Source organism: Microbacterium sp. JC 701, from assembly GCF_021026215.1.
In the GTDB taxonomy this organism is placed as follows: Bacteria; Actinomycetota; Actinomycetes; order Actinomycetales; family Microbacteriaceae; genus Microbacterium; species Microbacterium algihabitans.
In genome coordinates this window covers 209,859-233,612 of sequence record NZ_JAJNCV010000001.1, presented here as the reverse complement: position 1 = coordinate 233,612, position 23,754 = coordinate 209,859, and the positions used below count along the sequence as shown (strand labels likewise).

At 64.3% G+C, this 23,754-nt stretch carries 18 protein-coding genes; 12 read left to right on the top strand and 6 right to left on the bottom strand.

Going from position 1 to position 23,754, the window contains the following annotated elements; all coding sequences use genetic code 11:
• Window positions 1–59: 59 nt before the first annotated feature.
• Both LPW41_RS01145 and LPW41_RS01140 read right to left on the bottom strand, forming a co-directional pair.
• Complete coding sequence (locus LPW41_RS01145) at window positions 60–1,304, bottom strand: hypothetical protein (RefSeq protein ID WP_230703903.1); 1,245 nt, start codon at window positions 1,302–1,304, stop codon at window positions 60–62.
• Window positions 1,305–1,717: 413 nt separating this feature from the next.
• Entirely contained in the window at window positions 1,718–2,941 is a 1,224-nt protein-coding gene (locus LPW41_RS01140; RefSeq protein ID WP_230703902.1) for a DUF2130 domain-containing protein, read from the bottom strand.
• Window positions 2,942–3,121: 180 nt separating this feature from the next.
• On the opposite strand from LPW41_RS01140, the gene LPW41_RS01135 reads away from it, so the two are divergent.
• From LPW41_RS01135 to LPW41_RS01100, 8 genes are all read left to right on the top strand, one after another.
• Window positions 3,122–5,068 (top strand): hypothetical protein, encoded by a 1,947-nt coding sequence (locus LPW41_RS01135; protein ID WP_230703901.1) that lies wholly within the window; start codon window positions 3,122–3,124, stop codon window positions 5,066–5,068.
• A gap of 20 nt (window positions 5,069–5,088) precedes the next feature.
• Entirely contained in the window at window positions 5,089–6,699 is a 1,611-nt protein-coding gene (locus tag LPW41_RS01130; protein ID WP_230703900.1) for a class I SAM-dependent DNA methyltransferase, read from the top strand.
• Window positions 6,696–7,922, top strand: coding sequence for a restriction endonuclease subunit S (locus LPW41_RS01125; RefSeq protein WP_230703899.1), 1,227 nt, complete (start codon window positions 6,696–6,698; stop codon window positions 7,920–7,922). The genes LPW41_RS01130 and LPW41_RS01125 overlap by 4 nt, the downstream gene beginning before the upstream one ends.
• Before the next feature lie 110 nt (window positions 7,923–8,032).
• Window positions 8,033–8,662 carry a hypothetical protein gene (locus LPW41_RS01120; protein WP_230703898.1) on the top strand — a complete coding sequence of 210 codons (630 nt, stop codon included), beginning with the start codon at window positions 8,033–8,035 and terminating at the stop codon, window positions 8,660–8,662.
• Window positions 8,663–8,690: 28 nt separating this feature from the next.
• A complete protein-coding gene (locus tag LPW41_RS01115; RefSeq protein WP_230703897.1) occupies window positions 8,691–10,022 on the top strand; it encodes a hypothetical protein in 1,332 nt (443 codons plus the stop codon).
• A complete protein-coding gene (locus LPW41_RS01110) occupies window positions 10,019–13,222 on the top strand; it encodes a type I restriction endonuclease subunit R (protein WP_230704506.1) in 3,204 nt (1,067 codons plus the stop codon). The genes LPW41_RS01115 and LPW41_RS01110 overlap by 4 nt, the downstream gene beginning before the upstream one ends.
• Window positions 13,223–13,382: 160 nt before the next feature.
• Complete coding sequence (locus LPW41_RS01105) at window positions 13,383–14,321, top strand: 5'-nucleotidase (protein ID WP_230703896.1); 939 nt, start codon at window positions 13,383–13,385, stop codon at window positions 14,319–14,321.
• Window positions 14,322–14,479: 158 nt separating this feature from the next.
• Window positions 14,480–15,898 carry an SPFH domain-containing protein gene (locus tag LPW41_RS01100; RefSeq protein WP_230703895.1) on the top strand — a complete coding sequence of 473 codons (1,419 nt, stop codon included), beginning with the start codon at window positions 14,480–14,482 and terminating at the stop codon, window positions 15,896–15,898.
• A gap of 234 nt (window positions 15,899–16,132) precedes the next feature.
• Here the strand turns inward: LPW41_RS01100 and LPW41_RS01095 are convergent, their stop codons facing one another.
• The gene (locus tag LPW41_RS01095) at window positions 16,133–17,077 is read right to left on the bottom strand and encodes a restriction endonuclease (RefSeq protein ID WP_230703894.1); all 945 of its coding nucleotides are present in this window, start codon (window positions 17,075–17,077) and stop codon (window positions 16,133–16,135) included.
• A gap of 127 nt (window positions 17,078–17,204) precedes the next feature.
• Here LPW41_RS01095 and LPW41_RS01090 point away from each other — a divergent pair, with 127 nt between their 5' ends.
• Window positions 17,205–17,768 carry a dihydrofolate reductase family protein gene (locus LPW41_RS01090; RefSeq protein ID WP_230703893.1) on the top strand — a complete coding sequence of 188 codons (564 nt, stop codon included), beginning with the start codon at window positions 17,205–17,207 and terminating at the stop codon, window positions 17,766–17,768.
• A 188-nt stretch (window positions 17,769–17,956) separates the two neighbouring features.
• On the top strand, window positions 17,957–18,544 hold the full coding sequence (locus LPW41_RS01085; RefSeq protein ID WP_230703892.1) for a hypothetical protein: 588 nt from the start codon (window positions 17,957–17,959) through the stop codon (window positions 18,542–18,544).
• 179 nt (window positions 18,545–18,723) lie between these two features.
• On the opposite strand, the gene LPW41_RS01080 is transcribed toward LPW41_RS01085, so the two are convergent.
• A complete protein-coding gene (locus LPW41_RS01080) occupies window positions 18,724–19,800 on the bottom strand; it encodes an alkene reductase (RefSeq protein WP_230703891.1) in 1,077 nt (358 codons plus the stop codon).
• 79 nt (window positions 19,801–19,879) lie between these two features.
• Complete coding sequence (locus tag LPW41_RS01075) at window positions 19,880–20,485, bottom strand: hypothetical protein (protein ID WP_230703890.1); 606 nt, start codon at window positions 20,483–20,485, stop codon at window positions 19,880–19,882.
• 160 nt (window positions 20,486–20,645) lie between these two features.
• Between LPW41_RS01075 and pdxH the strand changes: the two genes are divergently transcribed.
• Entirely contained in the window at window positions 20,646–21,293 is a 648-nt protein-coding gene (gene pdxH, locus LPW41_RS01070; RefSeq protein ID WP_230703889.1) for a pyridoxamine 5'-phosphate oxidase, read from the top strand.
• Window positions 21,294–21,375: 82 nt separating this feature from the next.
• On the opposite strand, the gene LPW41_RS01065 is transcribed toward pdxH, so the two are convergent.
• Window positions 21,376–21,813 (bottom strand): hypothetical protein, encoded by a 438-nt coding sequence (locus tag LPW41_RS01065; RefSeq protein WP_230703888.1) that lies wholly within the window; start codon window positions 21,811–21,813, stop codon window positions 21,376–21,378.
• A 66-nt stretch (window positions 21,814–21,879) separates the two neighbouring features.
• On the opposite strand from LPW41_RS01065, the gene LPW41_RS01060 reads away from it, so the two are divergent.
• On the top strand, window positions 21,880–23,736 hold the full coding sequence (locus LPW41_RS01060; protein ID WP_230703887.1) for a DUF262 domain-containing protein: 1,857 nt from the start codon (window positions 21,880–21,882) through the stop codon (window positions 23,734–23,736).
• Window positions 23,737–23,754 lie beyond the last annotated feature (18 nt).

Sequence of the window (23,754 nt, the reverse complement as noted above, 5' to 3'; positions counted from 1 at the left end):
AGGCGGCCCTGCCTGAGCAACCGGCGGACCGAAAGGGCCTTACCCAACCCGGAGAGGCATCATCCGTCGACAAACACGCTGAGCGCCTCCGTCCATCGGGAGGACTCTGACAGCCCCGCCACCACCGACGTTGCGCCGGCTTCGTTGATGTCGCGGATCACCTTTCCGTGCGGGTGCCCATATGCACCGGAGGCTGCAAATACATGGGTCGGAAGGCGCGAACATTCAGGGTAGAACCCCCGAAGCAGGTCAGTGTTCCAGTCATGACGTGAGCCGTGGTGCGACGGCGCGAACGTACCCACGAAGGGTTTACGGCTGTTGAAGGCGTTGTTGACCTCATCCAATCGAGCCTGTGAGCGCAGGTCCGCGTCTCCCAACCCGAGCCATCCTGGTCGGGGTCCCCAGGCACCAATTTCCGGACGTTCGGCGGGACTGGCCTTCGCCCTGTAGGCCCGTAGTCGAGAAGAGGGCGGGGGTCCCGAGTACAGCATCAAAGATGTCAGGTTCTTGTTGAACGAGGAGCCGACGGTTCGAACAGCCTCGTCATAAGCGTCCGTGAGTAGCCGCTGGTGATTTCGGACGAGATCTTCGACTTTCGCGGGCTTGCCTAGATCATCCGCGCCCGCGATGAGCTTGCGACGGATGAGCGCGTTGACGAACGCGGGAACGGCATCGAGGGCCCGCTGTGAGACGAATGTCACCCACTCCCAAACAACCGCCCCTTGTGCCGACGCAGTCACTCGAATGGGCTCGAAATCAAGCCCGAGGCCCGCATCGATCTGAGCTCCGGCAACCTCATCTCGTGTCAGTCCCTCCGGGGCGTCTGTCACCCTGTCCTTGAGGGGGACGTCTGCTGATGTGGTGGGCTCTACGGTCACGATGGCCGCGCGCTCTGCCTGATTCGCAGTTAGGTTGGCTAGGGCCTGTGCGGGGTCGATGATGAGATCTTCGTAGAAGCTCTCGATCACTGGTGAGGCATCTCCGTTGCCAGCAGTCAGGTTGGCTGCGAAAGACAGTAACCGTTCCCCCGCGGGGACCAGAGGAATGAAGAAGCGGTCGATAGTGGCGGTGGCGGCTAAGGTTGGCAGCCCAGAAACATGGTCGAAGTCGAAATGCGAGATAAATAGCAGCTGGATACTATTCTCCCGCTCGGTGCTGACCAACACCTCTCGTCGCAGTGAGGCTTGATTTGCCGTTCGGTCGAGGGCGCCGCAGTCGTAAACATAATTGATTGCGGTGGCCGGCGTTGCGACTTGACCGCTGTGGAAGAACCCATTCCCCACCGCCCACTGTGTTCTCTTCACGTCCAACTTCACGACCACGCGAAACCCCCCGGAAAACTTCAGCCTGTCGTCCAACGCACACTGGCCCCTACCCCCCAGCTGGGCTGCATGCCCGCGATACGTAAAACGCTCCTCGCGTACAGACTCTCATAACTGGTTCGTATCGCTGCCCCGGGCCCACATTCGGAAACCGGTCCAGGAATCATGCAAAATTTTCGGGGCAAACACCTCGAGCTGTCGCCTGAGCAATCTTCTCGAGGTGCATCACGGTCCACCCTGCTGCGGCGCATGACTTCGTGCCAGGGCTGAGTTTCCGAGGATCAAGGACCGGGCAGCGCTGCGAGGCCCTTAATCGCCCGATCAACGAGATGCGCTATCGGGTCGACAGTCGCATCCATGCTTATCTTCCCTTCTCAGATCAGGCGGGTCCTATTTCAGGCCGCCTCGTCGTCGGCCTGACTCCGAGCCTCGTCGAACTTGGCAGCCATTGTGGGGTTGCCCTTGGTCAGCTTCTTGAGGGTGAGTGCCGTCGCCTTGTCGTTCGCAAGGCGCAGGTTGTTCTCGGACCCGAGCAGACCCTCTTTAACCTTTTGGAGTCGATCGATTGCTACGTCGATCTCCTTGATCGCTGCGTCGAACTTGCGCTTGGCGAGGTCGTAGTTGCGGCCGAACGCCGACTTGAACTCCTCGAGGTCGGACTCGAAGTCGGTGATGTCGATGTTCTGCTTCTTGATCTGCTCCAGCTCGGCTCGGACCGTGATGGTGTCCTGTGCGGCATTACGAAGGAGCGCAATGATTGCCAGGAAGAACTGCGGGCGGACGACGAACATCTTGGGGTACAGGTGTGAGACGTCCGTGATGCCCGTGTAGAGGTCGGAGTCCTCTTCGAGCATTGAGATGAGGACGGCATACTCACATCCCTTCTCTCGTCGGTCCTTGTCGAGCTTCGCCAGGAAGTCGACGTTCCTCTTCTTGGTCGCCGAGACATCGGACTCGTTCTTCATCTCGAACATGACAGACACGTACTCCACCCCGTCGCTGAAGTCACGGAAGACGTAGTCGCCCTTCGTTCCGCTGGCTGCGTCGCTGTCCTTCCCGAAGAGCGCGTCGGGGAAGGCGAGCGACCGCATGCGGTTGAACTCGGTCTCGCAGTGTTGTTCCAGCGTCTCGCCGAGCAGCTTGACTGAGAGGCGAGCCTTCATATCTTTGTATCGCTCGATGAGATCGTCCTTGAGCGCGAGCTCTTTGGCGTGCGATTCGCGAATGGCCGCGTCCTTCGCCTTCTGCTCGGCGCTCTGGAGCGCGAGCTTGGCGTTCGCGGCACTGAGGTTCTGCTGAGCCTCGGACATCGCCGTGGCGACGGCCAGGTCGCGAACCGTGTCGGCCGCCTTTGCTTCGGCGCGGAGCTTCTCGATCTCCGCGTCCTTTGCAGTAGCTTGCTGCTGCGCCTTGAGGGCTGTGTCCGAGACGGCCCGGGCGATCTCGGCCGCCTTGACCGTTTCGGCTTGAGCGAGGCGTGCATGCAGTTCGGATTCAAACTCTGCGTTGCGCACCTGTCCGCTGATGCTGGCGTACTGCGCGCCGTCGATGGCGAACAGGGTGCCGCAGTGCGGGCACTTGATCTCAGAGGTGGCGGGCTTGCTTGTCGTGCTGGTCATTTCTGTCTCCTTGAGGGTCGAGGGCGCGTCATCGCCCTGCGGTTGGCCGCGGATTGCGCTGCCAATCCGATAGTGCGGCGGGTTCGTTGTAGCAAAACCTTTGCCAGTGATAAGCCCTCTTATCAGTTACCTACAGGTCACAAGGGCCAGGAGCGATAGCCTCGGAAGGTGTCCCCACCTTTGCCGCTGTTCATCGATCTGGCAGGCGTCTCTCGCCTGGCAGGCGTGCGGCGATCCGTCGCATCGATGTGGCGAACGCGGTTCAATGACGGGCCCGACGCGTTTCCGGCACCAGTCTTCGAAGAGGAAGGGCGTCCGCAATTCTCAGCTCCCGACGTGGCTGAGTGGCTGGCGCGCACCGACCACGGCAAGAACCCGCACGCTGCCGCTGATGTTGCGAGCGTGGCTGCTCCCCGAGGTCTCTCGTTCTCAGACGCGCAGGCCGTGGCCGAGTTGGAAGCGCTCGTTGCGCTGTCCCATTTCACGGAAGGGCTTGATGGAAGCACGGGCGCAGACATCGCACGGTTTGCTCGCGAAGTCGACTCTTCAGACGACTTCCTGCGCCGCGAGATCGAAGAGCACGCTCGTCGAGGTTCACCGTGGGTTGAATACGCCCTCAGCCTTACCGACTCCGTCTACTCGCCGTCGGCGGCGATTCAGTTGATTGCCGGTCGTTCGTCATCCGTGGGCCGCGCGACCGCATCGGCGGGAGCACTCGCCCCGGAGGCGAAGGCCCTTGTCGTTGAGATGGTGCGGATGCTTGCGCATGAAGACAGTGTTGTGAGGCTGGACCCTCACGATGCGTCCCTCTCGTCGATGCTTGCCCAGAAGCTCGGCGACGGCGTAAGTCTTTCCCTCCCGCCCGACGTACCCGCCCGGCGGCTGAAGCGCCGCCTGCTTGTTGACGGACATACGCTCATCGACGATGCGACATTGCCGGCGGTGATCGTTACGCGCGTACCCGCGACGCGAGGTGCCGATGTCTCTTCGATGCTTCACATCGCCGAGGAAGTCGCCCTGTCCTTGCGGGCCGCGGACTCCGCTGTGGTGGTCGGGCCCTCCCGCGCGCTCGTGGACGAGCTTCCGCGGTCCGAGGAGCGCGAACGCGCCGACATTCTGCGGTCGGGATGGGTTCGGGGCATCGTGCGGCTGGGCGAGGGGTTGGTGCCCAGCGCCTCACGCGAGTCGCTCTCCCTGTGGGTTCTGGGCAACCCTGCGGGCGCTCCCGCGATTGCCGACAGGTTCACGGCGACGGCGGATTTGTCCGCGGTCTCGCTCACCCCCGCGGCCCGTTTCGACATGGTCTCCGATATCGCGGCCGCGATGGGTGCCGCGCGCGATGTGCAAGCGCGCCAGTTTCGATTTGCGGGACTAGTGCCGACCACGTCTCTGCAGGCACGAAGCGAGTCTCTCGTGACTTCTTCCGCGCGCAGAGTGAAGAGGAGCCCCTCGACTGGGGCCGAGGTCGCCGCGCGCCTAGACATTGCGGGCGACTCCATCCGCGCTGATTTCGTTCCGGTCGAGATCGACCCGTCGCCCCACGATGTCCCGCGGCCTGCGCCGGTATCCGACCTCATCCGCAATAGGCACCTGCGGGTTGTCTCAGGAACACGCGTGAGGAGCGAGCTGTTCGGTTCAGATGGCCTGGTGGTCGTGTGCGTGTCCGACCTTGATGATCCGTCGACCATTGGCGGTGCGCGAATCGATCAACTCACCTTCGCCTCCGAGCATTCCCGGGCTTCGCTTACTCAACCGGGTGACATCGTGTTCCGTACGAGCCCGACTGCCGCTGCGTGGGTCGATAGGGATGGCTCAAAGGTCGTCGCATACCCCGCTCGAGTCCTTCGCATCAACAAGAAGGATCCCGGAGGGCTCGTTTCCGAAGTGGTTGCCGCGGACATCTTCGATGCGATGACCGGTCCCGGGGCGTGGAAGCGATGGACCTTCCGTCGCGTCGACCATCGGAGCGCAGCTCCCCTTGCTCGGGCTCTCAACACCATCGCCGAAGCCCGCGCCAATCTCGAGGCTCGCTCTGCGCGCCTCAATGAGTACGCCGCCCTGCTCGTAACCGCCGCAACGTCCGGGGCGGTCGCCCTGGTCGACGCCCCGGATGACGAAAACCCCTGAACGAAGAAGATTGGACTCGCATGCCCCGCACCCCGAAAGCCGCGCCCCAGATGCCGTCGACGATGAAAGAGCTGAAGGACACGCTCTGGAAAGCCGCGGACAAACTGCGCGGATCGATGGATGCCTCGCAGTACAAGGACGTGATCCTCGGCCTGGTCTTCCTGAAGTACGTGTCGGATGCCTTCGACGAGCGCCGCGCGGCCATCCGCGCCGAGCTCCTCGCTGAGTCATACGACGAGGAGCAGATCGCTGGGCTGATCGACGACACGGATGAGTACACGGGCCGTGGCGTGTTCTGGGTACCCACCAATGCTCGATGGGGCTTTCTCGCCGAGCGAGCTAAGGGCTCTGGGCCGTCGATGAATGCCCCTGAGAAGTCGATCGGCGCGTTGATCGATGAGGCGATGGATGCCGTGATGCAGGCGAACCCGCAGCTCAACGGCACCCTTCCGCGCATCTTCAATCGCGACAGCGTCGACCAGCGGCGCCTCGGCGAGCTCGTCGACCTCTTCAACTCGGCGCGTTTCGCCGCCCAGGGCCAGGGTGGCTCCGACGGCCGCCGCGCACGTGACCTGCTGGGCGAGGTGTACGAGTACTTCCTCGAGAAGTTCGCCGCCGCGGAGGGCAAGCGCGGCGGCGAGTTCTACACCCCGGCCGGCGTCGTGCGCGTGCTGGTCGAGCTGCTGCAGCCGACGCGCGGTCGCGTGTACGACCCGTGCTGCGGTTCGGGCGGCATGTTCGTGCAGGCTGAGAAGTTCATCGACGCGCACCACGGCGAGGGCAGCGACATCTCGGTCTACGGGCAGGAGCTGAACGAGCGCACGTGGCGCATGGCGAAGATGAACCTCGCGATCCACGGACTCACGGGCCAGCTGGGGTCGCGCTGGGGCGACACGTTCGCACGCGATCTGCACCCCGACCTCGAGGCCGACTTCGTCATGGCCAACCCGCCCTTCAACATCAAGGACTGGTCGCGCAGCGAAGACGACCCGCGCTGGCGCTACGGCGTGCCGCCCGCGGGCAACGCGAACTACGCGTGGATCCAGCACATCCTGTCGAAGCTCGCTCCCCGCGGCCAGGCCGGCGTCGTGATGGCGAACGGGTCGATGTCGTCGAACTCCGGCGGCGAGGGACGCATCCGCGCCGAGATCGTCGAGGCCGACCTGGTGTCGTGCATGGTCGCCCTGCCGACGCAGCTTTTCCGCTCGACCGGCATCCCGGTGTGTGTCTGGTTCTTCGCGAAGGACAAGGGCGCACGCGCCGGCGAGGTGCTCTTCATCGACGCACGCAACCTCGGTCACATGGTCGACCGCGCCGAACGCGCCCTGAGTGACGACGACATCGCGAGAATCGCCGGCACCTTCCACGCCTGGCGCGGAATCGATTCGGATGCCGCTCTCGACGAGTACGAGAACGTGCCGGGTTTCTGCTGCTCGGCGACGCTCGCCGAGATTAAGGCCGCCGACTACGCCCTGACCCCCGGCCGCTACGTCGGCGCCGCGGAACTCGAGGACGACGGCGAGCCGATCGGGGAGAAGCTTGCCCGGCTGCGCGCGGAGCTGGAGGCTCAGTTCGCGGAGTCGGCGCGGCTGGCGGAGGTCGTGCGCGAGCAGTTGGGACGTGTGTCGTGAGCACACGATTCGGCGACATTCTTGACTTTGCAATTGGCGGAGGATGGGGCAAAGAAAATCAAGCGCCTGGCACCATCCCCGTTCGCGTCATCCGGGGGGCAGATTTCCCCGCAGCGCTTCAGCGGAACATCTCCTCTGCGCCTCTTCGTTTTGAACTTGAAGGAAAGGCGGCGAAGCGCATACTGCGCGACGGAGACATACTGCTCGAAGTTTCGGGAGGAACGAAAGACCGACCGACAGGCCGCACCATATACGTTTCTGACGCCTTGCTTTCGTCAGTTTCGGAGGACTCTATCCCCGCGAGCTTTTGCCGGCTCGTTCGGGTAGACCGGTCCAAGGCATCTCCCTGGTACGTCTTCTACGCGCTCCAAGACCTATATGAAAGAGGTGGCACCTGGGAGTTCCAGAATCAGTCCACCGGGATATCGAATTTTCAGTTCGAGCTCTTCTGTAATCGATGGCAGATAGATCTGCCCCCCGTCGCTGAACAGTGGGCCTCCGCGGAGGTGCTGGGGGCACTCGACGAAAAGATCGCAGCGAACACGGCGCTCGCGGCGTCGCTTTCGAGTGCGGCGAGGTGGGAGATGGCAGGATCGCTACGCGACGGCCATGTCGTGGTGACGATCGCCGAGGCCGCGACCCTTGTCGCCCGAGGAATTTCCCCGCAGTATGTGGAGCCGAATGAGGGCACGCGCGTGCTCAACCAGAAATGCATCCGCGACCAATCAGTGAACCTCGAACCGTCACGATGGACGAGCCCACCACGAGTCCGACCAGAGAAGCTGCTGCGTCGCGACGACGTCCTCGTCAACTCAACCGGGCAGGGCACCTTGGGCCGGGTTGCTCGATGGTCCAGTACTGAGACAGCAACCGTCGACTCGCACATCACGATCGTTCGTCCGAACCCGATGGTGTCCCCAACCTCCGTCATCGGCCAGGCAATCCTGGCGATAGAGGCAGATATCGAGGCGTTGGGCGAAGGAAGTACGGGGCAGACAGAACTTAGCCGTATCCAACTCGGTCAAGCCCAAGTTCGTATCCCCAATGCTGACAAGGCGCGGTCGCTGGGTCTCGCGATCGATGCTCTCGTCAATCGGGCAGATGCCGCGCGCGAGGAAAACCGCACCCTCGCCGCGACCCGCGACGCGCTCCTCCCCCAGCTCATGTCGGGGAAGCTCCGCGTGCGCGACGCCGAGGCCATCGCCGCGGACGCCGGAGCCTGAGGAACGGAGAGCCGGTATGTTCGCACCATTGCACCGCCGCACGAATCTGGGGGGATTCGCCGCATGACTGCCACGCCCATGCTTCCGCAGCTCACCGTCGAGGGGGCGTCGTGAGGTTCCTTCGTCGCCCGGTGCCGTTGTGGTCTCACCTGGCCACTTTCGGCGTCGTCGTGCTCGTGCTCGGCGTCCTGGCGGTCGGCGTCGCTGCGGGATTGCTGACCCCGCCGTGGCTGGCTTCCGCGCTCGGATCGCAGAGCGTCGTCCGCAACGAGCAGGTCGTCACCTTCATCACGAAGGAGGAGCAGACGGTGCTCCTCACGCTCGGCGTCGGAGGTGTATCCGACGCCGAGGGAATACCCCCGGCCGTACTGCGGAATTTTCCGCTCGTGCAGAAGGTCCGGCTCGTGCAGTACAGCCTGAAAGCGGAGCTCGGCGTCGATGCCGTGACCATCGACGGCACGGGCGACCATGAGTTCGTTGTGAAGGTCCCGCCGTTCATCTGGATCGGCGAGGCCGACCGGAAGATCGAGCGCGTCATCGGCGATGACGGGGTCCTCAGCGCGTTCACCGAGCAGAAGACGGAGTCGGAGCAGCTCAACGGAATCGTCGATGACGACCTGAAGACGAAGTACCTCGAGAACAACGCCGAAGCGCTCCGGAACCAGGCCGAGTTCCACTTCACCAAACTCGCCCGCAGCATCGACCCCGACGCGGAACTCACGTTCGAGTTCGCCGGCTGACCCACCCATCCCACGGAAGCGACACACCATGACCTCGGACGCCGAATCCACTGCTGAAGACACCTCCAGCCCATCAGGTGAGATGCTCCCTGGGGCCGCCGGTGAAGACATCGAGCTGATCACCGATGGGGAGGGTCTGGTCGTCCTGGGCGCGCCCGCGGCCGTCGCGGAGTTCACACTGTCGGCGGGTGTGACCTCCATCCCCCTGGACTTCGACCGGCTGGCAGCGGGCGCGGGAAGCGCACTGCAGGTCGCGTCCGGGGTCTCCGCGAATGCGGGGCGCTGGATGAAACTCACTGAAGAGTCCGCTCGCGCGGCCCACGGTGCAACGTTCGTACAGCGCTCCGGCGGGGCATTCATCCAGGCCACCACCCGCGGCGCGAACGGACAGTTCACGAAGAATCTGCAGTTCGTCGCCAAGCCCGGCGCGATGCTCACCAACCCAGCTGTGCTCGCCGGCGTCGGCGGACTGATGGCGCAATACGCGATGCAGAAGCAGATGGAGGAGATTACCGACTACCTGGCGAAGATCGACGCCAAGGTCGACGATGTTCTTCGCTCTCAGAAGGACGCGGTCCTCGCCGACATGATCGGCGTCGAGATGATGCTCGATGAGGCGATGGTCGTCCGCGCCGAGGTCGGGCGTGTGTCCGAGGTCACGTGGTCGAAGATCCAGGGGTCGGCCGCCACGGTCGCGCGGACCCAGGCGTATGCCCTCCGTCAGCTCCAGAGTCTGGCGGACAAGCTCGAACGCGAAGCGAAGATCGGCGAACTGGCCGATCTCTCCAAGGCGGCGCAGACCGAGGTCGGCGAATGGCTCGCCGTCCTCGCGCGGTGTTTCCAGCTTCAGGAGGGGATGAGCGTCCTGGAGCTCGACAGGGTGTTGGACTCGTCCGCAGAGGAGCTCGATCGTCACCGGACTGCACTCCAGACAGCGCGTCAGCGCAGACGAGACCTCATCGGATCGACGACCGCTCATCTCGTCGCCCGGATGGATGCGGCCGCGATACGAGCCAACGCGAAGGTGCTGCTCAACCCGAAGTCGACCAAGGTCGTCGTCGGCGCACGCAACACCGTCGCCTCCGACGTGACCGACCTCCACGCCACTCTGGGCCTCAGCAATCAGCAGACGGCTCTGGAAGCGCGGCGGTGGTCTGCGGCTGTCGCCGATGTCCGCGACGACGTCCTCGATGCGGGCAAGGGAGGTCTCGAGACGCTCGGGCGTTTCAGCGGCGACACGATCGAGAACGCTCGGCAATCCACCGGCCGTCTCGCCGAGAGAATCGCGCACCGCCTGCAGCGCTCCGGGGACCACGCGGACGCGCCCGGATCACACACGGAGGAAGGTCCCGAGCAATGAAACTCCTCGCCGAATCCACCTGGGAGCAGGACGCCATCGAGCGGCTCTCCGAGCCGCTGGGCTGGCGGCCGATGCGCGGGGAATTGATCGCGCCCGGAAGCGGCGAGCGCGACACGTGGGACGACCCCCTCATCCGCCCGCGCCTGCTGGACGCGCTGCAACGCTTGAATCCTGGCATCCCGGCCGAATACCTCCGTCAGGCGGTCGCCGAGATCGCGTCCCCGAAATCGCAGGACGCGCTGACGGAGAACTACCGAATCCACCAGTACCTGGTGGGCGGATACCCGCTCAGCTACATCGACACGGATGGTCGCGAGCAGAACCCACGCCTCCGTCTGCTGGGCTCCGAGCCGTCGGACAACGACTGGCTCGCGGTCAACCAGGTCACCGTGCGGCAGGGCGACGCACATCGCCGTTTCGACATCGTGCTGTACGTCAACGGGATGCCGCTGAGCATCATCGAGCTCAAGCGCGCGGGCGCCGAGTCCGCCGGAGTCGCGGACGCGCACGACCAGCTGCGGACGTACCTGCGCGAGTTCCCGATGGCCTTCCGCTTTTGCGTGCTCACGCTCGCCAGCGACGGACTGGATGCCAAGTACGGCACCCCCTTCACCCCGCTGAACCACTTCGCGCCGTGGAACGTCGATGACGACGGCAACCCGTTGTCCCAACCGCGGATCGAGAACGGCGCCTCCGTCGAGCCGATCGACGACGCACTCGACGGACTGTTCAACCAGGAGCGGTTTCTGCAGCTCGTCCGGAACTTCACGGCTTTCGATGAGAACGCCGACGGCTTGGCCAAGCGCATTGCCAAGCCGCACCAGTACTTCGCCGTGACCAAGGCCGTGGGCCGGACGGTGCAGGCGGTCGAGACGAACGGCAAGGCTGGCGTCGTCTGGCACACGCAGGGCTCGGGCAAGTCGATGGAAATGGAGCTCTACGCCAACCTGGTGTCGCGGCACTGGAAGCTCCGCAATCCCACCGTCATTGTCGTCACCGACCGCACCGAGCTCGACGGCCAGCTCTTCCAAACGTTCGATCAGAGCCTGCTGCTCGCCGAGAAGCCCATTCAGGTGCGCGAGCGCGCTCAGCTACGCGACGAACTGCGCAACCGCAACACGGGCGGCATCTACTTCACGACGCTGCAGAAGTTCGGACTCACCGAAGCCGAGAAGGTCTCGGGTACCGCGCACCCGCTCCTGACGGATCGCCGCAACGTCATCGTGGTCGTCGACGAGGCCCACCGCAGTCACTACGACGACCTCGACGGCTACGCCCGCCACCTGCGCGACGCCCTTCCGCACGCGACGCTCATCGCGTTCACGGGAACGCCGATCTCCTCCTCCGAGCGCGACACCCGAGCGGTGTTCGGCGACTACATCGACATCTACGACCTGTCCCGCGCCGTTGACGACGGCGCGACCGTCCCCGTCTACTTCGAGCCCCGACTGGTGAAAGTTGCTTTCGCCGAAGGTGCCAGCCAGGATGACATCGACCGGGCCGCGGACGAATACACGGTCGGCCTGGACGACACCGAACGCGCCCGGCTCGAGGCATCCGTCGCGGTCGTCAACGCCGTGTATGGCGCGCCCGAGCGGATCGACACCCTCGCGGCCGACATCGTGCAGCACTGGGAAGAGCGCCGTCAACGGATGAAGCCTTTCATCGAGTCGCCGGGAAAGGCGATGATCGTCGGCGGTACGCGCGAGATCTGCGCCCGCCTCTACTCGGCGATCGTCGCGCTGCGCCCGGACTGGCACTCGTCCGCCCTTGACTCCGGGCGCATCAAGGTCGTGTACTCGGGTTCGGCGACCGACCAGCCTCCGGTAAGCGACCACGTGCGGCGCGAGTCCGAGAACAAGGCCATCAAGGCCCGTCTGAAGGATGCTGACGACGAACTCGAGCTGGTAATCGTCAAGGACATGATGCTCACGGGTTTCGACGCGCCCCCGCTGCACACCCTCTACCTCGACCGTCCGCTGAAGGGCGCCCTGCTGATGCAGACCCTCGCACGCGTGAATCGGACGTTCCGTGGCAAGGAGGATGGCCTCTTGGTGGCGTACGCGCCGCTCGCCGAGAACCTCGCGAATGCCCTCGCGGAGTACACCAGCTCCGATCAGGAGAATCGGCCCATCGGTCGCGGCATCGAAGAGGCCGTGACGATCGCGACCGAACTGGTGGCACATATTCAGGAAATGCTCGTCGGCTGCGACTGGCGTGCGATTGTGGCGAACGGCGGTCCTCGTGCATGGCGGACCGCCGCCACGACGACGACGAATTACCTGCGCGACTCCGCGAACCCCCTGAACGCTCCTGACCTCGAGAATGAGCGGCTTTCGGTCCGTTACCGCAGCGCGACGGGTCAGCTGGCGCGAGCGTGGGCTCTGGCATCCGGTCACGAAGGACTCGCCGAGCTCCACCAAGAGATCGCCTTCTACGAAGAAGTGCGGGTCTGGATGGCGAAGTTCGACGCAAGGGACCGGCAGGCACGCGACGAACCGATCCCGGAGGAGATCTCGCGGCTGCTCAGCGGGCTGGTCGCCGAGGCGATCGCCCCCGGTGAGGTGCTCAACATCTACGACGCCGCGGGCTTGCCCCGACTGTCGCTCGACAACCTCGGGCCGGAGTTCCTCGCTCGGGCGCAGGCGGCCCCGAATCCCCATCTCGCCATAGAGGCGCTACGCGCCTCGTTGGTAGATGCCGGAGCGAGCGCGACGCGTGGCAACCTCGTCCGTCAGCGCGCCTTCTCGGAGCGCATAGCCGAGATCATGAACCGGTACACGAACCAGCAGCTGACCGCCGCTGAGGTGATCGCCGAACTTATTGCGATGGCCAAAGACGTCGCGGCTGAAGCCGCTCGAGGAGAGAACTTCACGCCGCCGCTGTCGAGCGACGAGCTCGCGTTCTACGACGCCGTCTCGACAAACGAGTCCGCCGTCGATGTTCAGGGCGAGGATGTGCTCGCGCAGATCGCGCGCGAATTGGTCGCAGTGATGCGACGGGACGTGCGGACGGATTGGACGGTGCGCGACGACGTTCGGGCCAAGCTGCGCTCGTCGATCAAGCGGCTGCTGGTGAAGTACAAGTACCCGCCGGACAAGCAGCCGGAGGCGATCAAGCTGGTTATGGATCAGATGGAGTCGATGGCGTCGCGGTACGCGGATGAGCGCCAGGAGCGGAACGCTCCCGAGGCCTACTGACTCGGCTCTGGGATCGTGCCTTACTCGATTATGCGCAACGTGTACGGGCGAACCGCAGCTGCCCTTCCCATCGGAAGCAGTTGGCCGACCGGACGGTCTGGTTAGTAGCTCAACCGATTCTTCTTGCGGCGACCGTGTTGAAGAGATATGGGGGATAAGCGTGGCAGGGTATGACCTTGAGAAGATGCTGGTTGTAGGGGTCGCTTCGAGCGCACTCTTCGATCTCACGGCCGCGGACGCGGTTTTCAAGAAGGACGGCGAGGGTCGTTATCGCGAGTATCAAGAGGAGCACATCGCTGATCCGCTTGAACCGGGCGTAGCCTTCGCATTCATCCAACGCCTTCTTTCGCTCAACGACCTGTCTGAAGACGGTACGCCTTTAGTTGAGGTGATTGTGCTGTCGCGGAATGACCCGGAAACGGGTCTACGAGTCATGAGATCTATCGCGCACCATGGGCTGGGCATCTCGAGGGCAATCTTCATGCAGGGGCGGTCGCCCTATGCGTACATGGGTGCGCTGAACATGTCGCTCTTTCTGTCCCAGAATGAACGCGACGTGCGGGTCGCCCTGGAGATGGGGTTCGCTGCAGGCCAGGTGGTCGGCTCCCCGGCCGCGGATCCGAATGGCTCCGACTTGCGTATTGCTTTCGACTTCGACGGCGTGCTGGCGGATGACTCGTCCGAACGCGTCATGCAGTCTGACGGACTGCCAGCGTTCCACGCGCACGAGACTGAGCACCTCGAGGAACCGTTGCCCGAAGGCAAGCTGTCGGAATTCTTGCGAGGCGTAAATCGTATCCAGGACATTGAAGAGCGACGGTCCGCTGTGGATGCCGCGTACAATCGGCGCGTTCACGTGGCGATCGTCACCGCTAGAAATGCCCCGTCGCACGAGCGTGTGATTCGAACACTCCAGTCGTGGGGAGTCCGGGTCAACGACGCATTCTTCCTCGGCGGTATCGAGAAAGCGAAAGTTCTCCGTATTCTCAGGCCCCACATTTTCTTCGACGACCAACTCAAGCATCTGGAGGTCGCTGCGGATGAGGTTCCAAGCGTGCACGTACCGTTCGGGATTATCAACGAGGCAGTGTTACCCTGACGGCCGAGTGAGTGGTGTCCAGCGGAGCTCTACAGATTCCCACCGGTAGCGTGGGCACAGAATCCGTCAATTCGGAGCCCGGGGGGCCTGTCGTGAATAGTGACCTGTTTTGGATTATCGGTATAGCGCTGGCTGTGGGGGCGGTGCTACTGATTCTGTTGATCGGATTCTTCATCTTCCGCGCCTGGTATCAGGTGCCGCAGGCGGATGAGGCGATCGTCATCGTCGGTAAGAAGCAGCGCGGGGAAGACGGCCTGACGTCGAACATGACGGTCATCACCGGCGGCGGTGCATTCGTGAACAAGCTGACGCAGCGTTCGGATCGCATCTCGCTTCGTTCGCGGCAGATCAAGATGGAGCCCGTCGCACAGACGAAGAACGGCGTGACCATTCACCTGGCCGGCGTCGCGCTCGTGAAGATTGCATCATTGCCCGACCAAGTGCGCGCCGCCGCCGAGCGCTTCGCCTCGCAGGACCAGGCAATCGACGTCTTCACCACCGAGCAGCTCGAGGGTGCCCTGCGTGGTGTCGTCGCGAAGCTGAACGTCGAAGAGGTCATGCAGGACCGGCAGAAGCTGGGTGACGAGATCGCGGAGGGCATCAAGGGCGACCTGCTCGCCCAGGGTCTCGTTCTCGACTCGTTCGCCATTCAGGGCGTCACCGACCGCAACGGCTACATCGAGGCTCTAGGAGCGCAGGAGGTCGAGCGCGTCAAGCGCGAGGCCGAGGTCGCTCGCATCGAAGCGGCGCGCGAGGTCAAGGCGCGTCAGCTGTCTACGGAGGAAGCGAACCTCATCGAGCAGACCGCGTTCGATAAGAACACTGCGGCATCGAAGTCGGAGGTCGGCCGCGCCAACGCCGAGGCGGAGCAGGCCGAAAACCTCGCTCGCGCGGAGCGTGAACAGGCCGTGCTCGTGCAGCGTGCTGAGAACCGTCAGGCCGAGCTCGACGCCGACGTCAAGCGCGTCGCAGACGCGGAGAAGTACCGCAAGCAGACAGAAGCGGACGCGGAGGCGTACGGGCGCCAGAAGAAGGCCGAGACTGACCGCCAGGTCGCGCAGCAGGAATCGGACGCCGAGGCTTACGCAGTGCAGCGGCAGGCCGAGGCCCGGCAGGCGTCGGCCGCGGCGGAAGCCGCCGCCGTGCGCGCGCGTGCTGAGGCGGAAGCCGAGGCACTCCGCGCGAAGTCCAGCGCCGAGGCGGAGGCGCTGCGCGCCCAGGCCAACGCTGAGGCAGAGGCCATCCGCGCGAAAGGTGAGGCGAGTGCCGCGGCCATCCAGGCCGAGGCGGAGGCGCTTCGCGAGAACCAGGAGGCCATCCTGGGTCGCGAACTTATCGGGCAGTTGCCTGCGCTGATGGCGGAGTTCGCCAAGGGGTACCAGAACGTCGGCAACGTCACCCTCGTCGGTGGCGATACCGCGGGCACGCACATCGCTCGCGAGCAGGCTGCGGGTCTGGCTGCGACGTTCGACAGCGTGAAGTCGGCGACGGGCGTGGACCTGGGTGCGATTCTGCAGGGGCAGGCGTTCGGGCGAGGCGTGGCGTCGTCGCAGGAGGCGCACTCCGAGACGCGGTGAGCGACTGACCTAGCTTGTACTTGGTTCATGTTCGCGGCTTTCGCTCGCGGCGTCGTACGAGCGGTTTGAGGGCGCGGTGGAGGCGGTCGCCCCGGGAAGGCGGCGGAAGCGTTCGCGGCGCAGGCGGAGGGCTTCGCTGCGGCATGGCGAGGAGCTGTACTTCGCTATGCAGGGCCGACCCTTCGACGCTCGGAGGGTCGCGCGCGACTGTCCTTGTGCTCCGGAGGTCTCGTGTCAGTCGAAGAAGTCGGCGTCGATCTCCACGGCGGCATAGGTTTCTCGAACCTGAACCCCGACGCGGTACTTGATCATCAAGCTCACAAGTCGGTCGCCGTCGATGAGTACGACGCGCGAGGGGACATTGTTCGCGTAGGTGGTGGCACCCGACGTGAACGCCGATGTCGTAAGAAAGACCCCGCGGCTCGCGCCGAAGCCATGTAACGCCCCAACGAACGCTTGAATTGTTTCCCTTCCAATGTTGTTGCCCGCTTTGTATCGCTTGGCCTGTACATAGACCTGGTCGAGGCCGAGAGCGTCCTGGTCGATAATGCCGTCGATTCCTTCGTCGCCGGTGCCCCCGATGCGCCGCCCGCGTTGCTCCACTCCGCCGTATCCCATCGCTAGCAGCAGGTTGACGACTGCTTGTTCGAAGAAGTCGGGGTGGCTTTCACGAAGTCGGTCTAGGAGCTCTCCCCCTACCTCTGCATCTATGCGGCGGATACCGTCCTCGATCTGTTCGATCGGGTCGATGACCTCAACTTCCTGCTCCAGTGCGCTGGCTCCGAGGTCGTCTTTGCTGCCCGAGTTCCCGGCGGATGAATCAGGCCAGAAGGGCGCAAAGGTTTCGCGCGCCTGCGCGTAGGTGAAGCCCCCGTTATGTTCGGCCAGGGCAGCGAGACCCCTCTCGTTTATCCGATAGTGGCCGCGCGAAGCCCTGTCGACCCAGGAGGCCTTGGTGAGATTGCTGAGAGCCCAGCCGAAGCGTTGCTCGTATCTTTTCCCCCCGGAAAGCAGCGTTTCCGACCGTGCCTCCGGCCTAACGGACGCGAGCTCCGCAGCTCGATCCGCGATGTCTTTTCGGTGAAGGACATCGCCGTCCTTCAGTGCCTGCAGCACAGGGATGACAAGTGCAGGCCAGATTGGAACGGCCGATGATGCGGATTCGCCGGGGGAACTCATGCATTCACTGTGCCGCATCCTCGGCCACGTGCGCCATCAACGTTGCCGGTAGAGCGGACTTCCGATTGGTAGTTCGCAATGGTGAGTGCATGCGGGATCCTGAGGGTTACTGAAAGGGTGAATGAGCATGACCCAGCCCCTCCGCTACGCGATCAACACCACCCTCGACGGCTGCTGCCACCACGAAGCGGGCCTCCCGCCCGACGCCGAGTCCATGGCGTTCTGGACCGACGAACTCCGCCGCTCCGACACCCTGCTTTACGGCCGCGTCACCTACGAGCTGATGGAAGCCGCGTGGCGCCGGCCGGAGTCGGGGGATTGGCCCGACTGGATGGACGACAGTGAGGTCGCGTTCTCGGAGGTGATGGATCCGATGCGGAAGGTCGTGGCATCCGGGACCCTCGACGCCGTCGACTGGAACGCCGAACTCATCCGGGGTGACCTCGTCGACGCCGTCCGACGACTCAAGGAGCACTCGGGCCGAGGCATCGCGATGGGTGGCGTGAAGCTCCCCGCGACGCTCGCGGCGCATGGTCTCATCGACGAGTACACCTTCGTGGTGCATCCGGTCGTCGCAGGGCGCGGACCGCGGCTGCTAGATGGCATCCAGGATCAGATCCACCTTCAGCTTGTCGAGCAGTGCGTGTTCCGTTCGGGCGTGGTGGTGCAGCGCTACCGGCTCGTCGTCTAGGAGAGCTCCACGGGCGAGCGAGCCGTTTGGTGCGGGAGAAACAGGTCGTCGGTGTGCCGGGGGCTGAAGCACGATCTACTTTCCGCCGATCGCGCTACTTTTGGCGAGTGAGCAGCGAAACGTCGGAAGGGACCGCGCGAGGGAGACGGAGCGGCCCGTACGCGCGACCGGGCGAGCGAGCGGTGGTTGTGACAACGGAGTCCGCGAAACAACTGCGAGATCTCGCGAGCCTGGCCCGAGATTTTGAGCTCGCGGAGGCGTATCTCGACCACTATCTTGCGGGTGACATCGAAGGTGACGAGCGATACTCGTCGCCCCTCGATGCGATGTGGATGACCGCCGTGATTTTTTACGCTCGTGCCTTCGCGAATGGTGTCCGCCACACCGCTAAGCCCGAACTCAAGGATGCGTCCCCAGATGAGGAAAGGATGCACGAATATGTGCTCGACGTTCGAAACAAGTACCTTGCGCATTCAGTCAATGGATTTGAGAGCGTCGATGTCGTTGCGTTTTTGACAGCCTCGTCCTTCTCAAAGCCTGCAATAGCCGGAATTGGTCACGTTCACAACGCGCTGAGTCGGATGGATCGGCACTCTGCTGAAGGGTTTCGACAGCTGTGCCGGCGGCACTTGCGCACGCTCCGGCAGCGTATGGAATCGATGCACGTCGAGATTACTCAGGAGATCCTGGAAATGGGATTAGACGCTGCGTATGCGCTAAAGGACTATTCGGACGTCCACATAGATCAATCAGCCGCGGGCCGCCGACGCAAGTAGTTCACTGAGTGTGCTGGGGAGGCATGCTTCCCGAGTTCGATGGCATCCGGGATCAGATCCACCTCGAGCTGGTCGAGCAGCGTGCCTTCCGCTCGGGCGCGATCGTGCAGCGCTACCGGCCCGTCGCAAAGGAAAGGGCCCCGCGCGAACTGGTCGCGCGAGGCCCTGGCATCCGGAACTCAGTCCTGGAGGAACGGGTAGTCGGTGTATCCGGTCTCGCCGCCGCCGTAGACAGAGGCCTGGTCGACCTCGTTCTCGTCGGCGCCCTTCTGCCAGCGGGTGACGAGGTCGGGGTTCGCGATCGCGGGGCGACCGACGGCGACCAGGTCGGCGATGTTCTCGTCGACGGCGGTGACGGCCTCGTCGCGCGTGGTCATGCGCGAGAAGCCGGAGTTGACGATGAACGTGCCGCCGAAGGTGCGACGGAGGTCCTGGATCAGGTCGCTCGCGGGGTCGGCGTGCAGCACGCTCAGGTACGCAAGGCCCAGGGGAGCGAGGCCCGACACGAGCGCCTCGTAGGTGGCGCGGGTCTCGGCTTCGTCCTTCTCCCAGACGTCCTGGATGTTGTGGGCGGGCGAGATGCGGATGCCGACGCGATCGGCCCCGACCTCGGCGACGACGGCGCGGGCGACCTCGATGACGAAGCGGGCGCGGGCCTCGGGGGATCCGCCGTAGCCGTCGGTGCGCTGGTTGGAGGCGGGGGAGAGGAACTCGTGGAGGAGGTATCCGTTGGCGGAGTGCAGCTCGACGCCGTCGAGGCCGGCATCCACCGCCCTGCGTGCGGCGGCGACGAACTCGTCGCGGACGGTGGCGAGCTCCTCGGTCTCGAGCGCGTGCGGCACGGGGTACGCGACCTTCGTGCCGTCGGCCAGGCGCGTGTCGCCCTCGATCGCGATCGCGGAGGGAGCGACGATGCGGTCGGTTCCGGTGATGTCGGTGTGGGTGACGCGTCCACCGTTCATCAGCTGCATGAAGACGACGCCGCGCTCGGCGTGAACGGCATCCGCGACCTTCGCCCATCCGGCGGCCTGCTCGTCGGTCACGATTCCGGGCTGGCCGGGGTAGGCCTTCGACTCCGCACTCGGGAACACGCCCTCGGTGACGAGGAGTCCGATGCCGGCGCGCTGCTCGTAGTACTTCGCGACGATGGGTCCGGGAACGCCGTCGGCGCCGGAGCGCAGGCGCGTCATCGGGGCGAGCGACACACGGTTGCGGACGCCGACACTGCCGACGGTGGTGGGGCTGAAAAGGCTCACGAAGGGGGTCCTCTCGTTCGTTTATAGGCCGAGAGGTCGCAACGGTCGTGGGCGTGGGTCTATTCCGGGATGCGCGGGTTCACGGGAAGACGAGAAGATCGCCCAGGTCGATCTGCGTCTCGCCGGGGATGACCGGCTCGCCGTTCTTCGTCAGCTGGGCGGGATGGACCGTGAAGCGCTCGCCGATGGCGCCGAGCGAGTCGCCGGACCACACCATGTACGCCGACACGCGGCTGGTGTCGGCACCGGAGACGAACGGGTTTCCCTCCGCGCCGGTCCGACGGCCGAGGTCCACGCCGTCTGCGGGGGCCGGCATCACGATGAACCTGTTCGTCCGGTCAGTGGGGTCATAGTCGTGCTTCGCGGGGTCGTAGTACTCCACGCCGTCCGGCAGCACGTCGCCCGGTTCGCCGAAGGCCGAGCGGAAGCTGTTCGGACACCCCTCGGTGCCCTGGCAGCGGAAGCCCTCGGGGTAGATAATCCACGGGCGGGACTCCTGCGCCCAGGCGGGGAGCTCGGTGATCGGCGGGGTCGCGGTGGGGGTCGGCGCTGCGGAGAGCGGGGCCGCCGCCTGATCGATGAGGGGCGGCGCCTCGGATCGGGGGAAGCCCCAGATCGCGAGCACGCAGACGCCCGCAACAGCGACCGCCGAGACGGCGAGGGTGATCTTCGCGGCGCGCTTCATGCGATATGGCTCGCACAGTGGCATCCGGGATCCACGACCAGGGCGGGTCGGACGGCGCGAGCGGGTGCGGAGTGTGCGCGAATGGTCCGGATGCCAGCCCCGCCCCTCCGCGCGCTCACCGCCCTACGCTGGTGGCCCAGCCACCCACCGGAGGACCGCGATGACCGAGAACCCGCTCGCCCACCGCCTCGACTACACGCTCGCCGAGCTCGACGACGATGCCCTGTCGGCTTCGCCCCGCGCGCTGCTGCAGCAGTGGTTGACGGATGCCGCGGACCTGCCGGAACCGAACGCGATGGTCGTGTCGACGGTCGACGGCGAAGGGCGGCCCACCTCGCGCACCGTGCTGCTGCGCGGGGTCGACGACGACGGCGCGCTCTGGTTCTTCACCAACCGGGACTCGCGGAAGGGGCAGGCGCTGACGGGGAATCCGGCGGTGTCGATCCTGTTCCCCTGGTACGCGCTGCAGCGTCAGGTGATCGTTCTCGGCACGGCCACACCGCTGCCGCCCGAGCGCGACGACGCGTACTTCGCGTCACGTCCGCGCGGATCGCAGCTGTCGGCCTGGGCGAGCCACCAGTCGCAGCCCGTGGCATCGCGTGCAGAGCTCGAGGAGCAGATGGCCGAGGTGTCGGCGCGCTTCGCCGACGACGCGGTCGTGCCCAGGCCGCCGCACTGGGGCGGGTATCGGGTCGAGCCGCGCGAGATCGAGTTCTGGCAGGGGCGTCCGTCGCGGCTGCACGACCGGATCGTGTTCACGCGGGACGGCGCGGCGGACGAGTGGGTGGGGATGCGGCGGCAGCCGTGATTGATCCGGCCAGGGGGGGGGCGCCGTCCGCTCGGTGATTCTTGATTGCCTGTTTACAGCGGCGCGGCTGCGTCTGTGCTTCTCAGAACGTGTTGATCGGCTTTCCCGTGCTCTGGCAGGCGTCGGCAACACCATGGGCAAGCCCGTACTCGTGAGCGCCGTTCGCGAACCACCATGCTCCCGCTGTTGGAACCGCGTCGAAGTACTCGTCCATCGCCGTTCTTATCGATCCGTCCGCCCGCTGGCGGATTTCATCCAGCATCAGCCGGTAGTTAGGAGCATCTGAGTAACCATCGGCGGTGGGCGCACCGGATGCGTCCGTGTTCCCTGGGGTCGTCCCCCAAACGTTCACGTTCTCCCAAAGTGCGCGCACCTCCGCGCACGCCGCTGTATTCGCATCGACCGCCGCCGCACTGGTTGGCGTGTCGGAAGCACCGCTTGCGGATGCCTCTGAACCCGCACACCCCGCCAGTAGCATGATCAGCACCAGGGCTGCCGTTGATCCGAGCGCTTCTCGCATAGGTGCAAGGTTAGCGATTCAGCGCCGGCGCATCCCTATCGCGAACTGCGCCGATAGTGTTCCGGTATGGGGCACAAGGAACCGATGACGATAGCGACGGCGCTAAAGCTCATCCAGAAGAGCGAGCTAATCCTTCCGGCAATACAACGAGAGTACGTGTGGAAGCCATCCCAGGTGGTCAAGATCTTCGACTCTGTGCTGCGCGGGTACCCGGTCGGGAGTTTCCTGTCCTGGAAGGTCATGCCCGAAACGGTCGGGGCATTCAAGTTTTACGGGTTCCTTAGGGAGTACAGCGGGTTCGATAAGAAGCACAATCCAGTGGTCGACATCCCGACCGACCGTGAGGTCATAGCGGTGCTGGACGGCCAGCAGCGATTGACGTCGCTCAACATCGGGCTTCGTGGCACTTACGCGTACCGTAACCCTCGCGGCTGGGCCAACAAGGCCTGGTCGTACCCGGAGCGGAAACTCTTCTTGAACCTGCGCGAGGAGGCGCCCGAGAACGAGGCGGGCCTCAAATATCACCTTGCGTTCCTGACGAAGGAGCAGGTGACGCAGTCTCAGGAGGAGGATTCAAAAACTTGGTTCCCCGTCAGCGAGATCTTCGACGCACCCGAAGCATTCCAGATGGCGCAGATTCCTGTGAAGTACGGGGTCGGAAATGACGCCAAAGCTGTCGAGGTGATCAGCCTGCTCTGGCAAGAGGTTCATCATAATCAGAGCCTGCATTTTTACGAAGAAACTGATCAAGATATCGAACGAGTTCTCGACATCTTCGTCCGCGTCAATTCGGGCGGCACCGTGCTGTCGTACAGCGATCTACTGATGTCAATTGCGACGGCTCAGTGGAAGGAAAAGGATGCGCGCTCGGCTGTCCACGAACTCGTGGACGCCCTCAATGCGACGGGCCAGGGCTTCAATTTCTCACAGGACACCGTCCTCAAATCCGGGCTCGTTCTTGCCGACGTGGGCGATGTCGGTTTCAAGGTCAAGAACTTCACGACCACCAACATGGCGCTGCTCGAGTCGGAGTGGGACGGGATCAGCAAGTCGCTTCGGGTGGCTGCCGAGTTGCTTGCCGACTTCGGGCTCTCAGGTGGCACCCTGACGGCGGACAGTGTCCTGATCCCGGTCGCCTATTACGTTCACCGTCGCGGTCTCGAGCCCTCGTACCGGGTGTCGGACAAAAAAAAGGACCGTGAGGATCGTGCAGCGCTTCGTTCATGGGTGTTGCGATCGCTCATCGTCCGCGGCATCTGGGGTTCTGCTCTCGACACCCTCTTGCGAGATCTGCGCGAGGTGATTCGGAACGATGGTGCCGAGGCTTTCCCACTGGGCGTGGTAGAGCAAGTGATGGCTCGCCGAGGAAAGTCCCTCGAGGTCACTGATGCGCTGGTTGAGGATCTGCTCGCGCTCGGGTACGGGGGCGGCCGCACATGGGCTGTGCTGGCCACCCTTTTCGACCATGTGGATACGCGTATGCAGTACCACGTTGACCACGTCTTCCCCCAGGCCCAGCTCGACGCGCGGTCTCTTAAGCTCGCGAAGACACCGGAGGGTACTCGCCTCTATAGCGATGAGCTCATCCAGGAGCTCCAGGAGAAGCGCGACCTGCTACCAAACTTGGAGCTGCTGCCGGGCCCGGAAAATATCGGCAAGTCTGACACCGCCCCAGATGCTTGGGTGATCGATCACTACCCGGGGAGCGACGAACAGGCGTCGTTCTTGAAAGCAAATGCTCTTCCCGGTGCCTTGCCTCACGGCCCCACAGACTTTCTGAGCTTCTACGAGGAACGCCGCAAAATGCTCGTCACGCGCATTGCGGAGAAGCTGGGCACCCAGACCCGCCGGGCGCCCACTCCGATGACTCTGAGTGCCAACGACATAGACGTGGAGCTCGGCGAAGGTGATCTTGACGACTGACTTTGCCTCGAAGCATGG

Excerpts from the sequence above, each read along its gene's own strand:
- LPW41_RS01140 (WP_230703902.1), bottom strand. The coding sequence starts at position 2,941 with ATGACCAGCACGACAAGCAAGCCCGCCACCTCTGAGATCAAGTGCCCG.
- LPW41_RS01130 (WP_230703900.1), top strand. The coding sequence starts at position 5,089 with ATGCCCCGCACCCCGAAAGCCGCGCCCCAGATGCCGTCGACGATGAAA.
- LPW41_RS01115 (WP_230703897.1), top strand. The coding sequence starts at position 8,691 with ATGACCTCGGACGCCGAATCCACTGCTGAAGACACCTCCAGCCCATCA.
- LPW41_RS01110 (WP_230704506.1), top strand. The coding sequence starts at position 10,019 with ATGAAACTCCTCGCCGAATCCACCTGGGAGCAGGACGCCATCGAGCGG.
- LPW41_RS01095 (WP_230703894.1), bottom strand. The coding sequence starts at position 17,077 with ATGAGTTCCCCCGGCGAATCCGCATCATCGGCCGTTCCAATCTGGCCT.
- LPW41_RS01090 (WP_230703893.1), top strand. The coding sequence starts at position 17,205 with ATGACCCAGCCCCTCCGCTACGCGATCAACACCACCCTCGACGGCTGC.
- LPW41_RS01075 (WP_230703890.1), bottom strand. The coding sequence starts at position 20,485 with ATGAAGCGCGCCGCGAAGATCACCCTCGCCGTCTCGGCGGTCGCTGTT.
- pdxH (WP_230703889.1), top strand. The coding sequence starts at position 20,646 with ATGACCGAGAACCCGCTCGCCCACCGCCTCGACTACACGCTCGCCGAG.
- LPW41_RS01065 (WP_230703888.1), bottom strand. The coding sequence starts at position 21,813 with ATGCGAGAAGCGCTCGGATCAACGGCAGCCCTGGTGCTGATCATGCTA.
- LPW41_RS01060 (WP_230703887.1), top strand. The coding sequence starts at position 21,880 with ATGGGGCACAAGGAACCGATGACGATAGCGACGGCGCTAAAGCTCATC.